This window comes from Armatimonas sp. (genome assembly GCF_043760365.1).
Classification (GTDB): domain Bacteria; phylum Armatimonadota; class Armatimonadia; order Armatimonadales; family Armatimonadaceae; genus Armatimonas.
This window is the reverse complement of the sequence record NZ_JAYUPA010000584.1, coordinates 1-1,537: the sequence shown is the minus strand read 5'-3', so window position 1 is coordinate 1,537 and position 1,537 is coordinate 1. Positions and strand designations below refer to the sequence as shown.

The following is a 1,537-nucleotide window of genomic DNA, read 5'->3' as shown; positions in this document are numbered from 1 at the left end:
CCTTTCAGCTCTCCAAAGAGCGGGCTCGGCTCCAGAAGCGCGTCGCCGCCCTTGAGGAAGAGATCAGCAAACTAGAGACCGCGCTTGCCACGGTTGAGTCTGCACTGGCATCGGGCTTAGGTGATGCCATCGCGCAGGCAGCGGAGCACACGCGGCTCAGCAATGCACTGGAAGCTAGGATGGACGAGTGGGAGCAAACCGCCGCCGAAGCTGTTCAGTAGTGGGTAGCGAGGCGCTTGACAAGCTCGTCACGCACCCGTGGCCCGAGGGCATCGGAGGCGTGGCGCAGAATCGCAAAAGATGTCGCCTCACCGTCACGTAGAAACGCTCCCACATACCATCCTAAAGCTCTCCCCTCTTTGCCCTTTTCCGAGGAGCCCGTCTTTCCCCAAAGCTGAACATCGCCATCCACGGGGTAGGCAAGGCATTTCTTTACGGATGTCTGAATCGGAGCGGGGAAGGGCCAGGTGCCCGCGCTGAGCCGCTGCATTACCAAAACATGCTCCATCGGTGAGATGGTGATCGTGCCGTCGTGCCAAGCGCTTGCAGGAGTCTTGCCGCTCCAGCCGCTGCCGTAACCGAGCTTCTTTACTCCCGCACGTAGCCGCTCTGCCCCTAGCTTTCGTGCCACTTCCTGAAAATACCACTCCGACGACGTTTCTAGTGCCGTCCGCAAGCACAGATCCCGATCCCACTCGACGCGCCCTGACTTCTTGCCCGAAAACTTCCAAATCTCCTCGGTACTTTTTACGAGCTTTGCCTCCAGTGCGAGGTGTGCCAAGACGATCTTAAAGGTCGAGCACGGCACGACACGCTGATCCAGACCGGTTCCCCAGCGGGTAATCTTGCTCCCTTTGATTGTCATCGCTCCCCCACCCACGCCGGGGAAATCTTTGTCGAATAGCTCACGCATGATTGTTATTCCTTCCGCCTCAAGAATACGGTGCGAACGAGCGCTTCCGCATCAGCTCAAGGCGGAGCTTTATCTACTCCCAAGCAGTAGCTGGCGCACCCCGCTCCGTCCGCCGGCATCCAGTTTCCGGATTAAATCCGCAGCGTGCGTCTTGACCGTTTTCTCGGAGATACTCAGTTTTTCTCCAAGCTCGGCATAGGTCAGTGGCTCGATAAGCAGCAGCGCAATCTCACGCTCGCGCTGGGTCAGCCCAGCCAGTGGGTCGTTTTGCGTAGTCTGGGCGATCAGAAGCTCCGCCGTCTCGGTCTGGGCTTGGGCAATGGTCTGGCAGAGGCGCTCCAGCGGCTCTTGCAGCTCAGGGTACGCAAGTCGCAGCGCCTCAGTTTGGCGACGGAGGCGGCGCAGGGTTTGTGTGACGGGTGGCTCGCAGGGCTCGGCCCCTCCAAAGCGCTTGCGCCGCTCCTGGTCTTCTCGCTCTCTTGCAAGTGCCGTTACCAGAATTTCGGCGAGTCCTTCGAGAAACCGGCAAGTTTCGTCGTCGTAGACACCTTCGGTGTAGGAGAGCATCGAGATTACCCCGATCACACGGCGACTCCCGCTCTCGATCAGCGGCGTGACAATCCC

General features: G+C 59.6%; 3 protein-coding genes. 1 reads left to right on the top strand and 2 read right to left on the bottom strand.

What is annotated here, in order from left to right; genetic code table 11:
- On the top strand, nt 1-221 hold a 221-nt coding region (locus tag ACH2EH_RS13290), incomplete at its 5' end, for a hypothetical protein (RefSeq protein ID WP_395142418.1).
- Here the strand turns inward: ACH2EH_RS13290 and ACH2EH_RS13285 are convergent.
- Both ACH2EH_RS13285 and ACH2EH_RS13280 read right to left on the bottom strand, forming a co-directional pair.
- On the bottom strand, nt 215-913 hold the full coding sequence (locus tag ACH2EH_RS13285; protein WP_395142416.1) for a penicillin-binding transpeptidase domain-containing protein: 699 nt from the start codon (nt 911-913) through the stop codon (nt 215-217). The genes ACH2EH_RS13290 and ACH2EH_RS13285 overlap by 7 nt on opposite strands.
- A 69-nt stretch (nt 914-982) precedes the next feature.
- Nucleotides 983-1,537: LuxR C-terminal-related transcriptional regulator (locus ACH2EH_RS13280; protein WP_395142414.1), on the bottom strand; the 555-nt coding region annotated here is incomplete at its 5' end.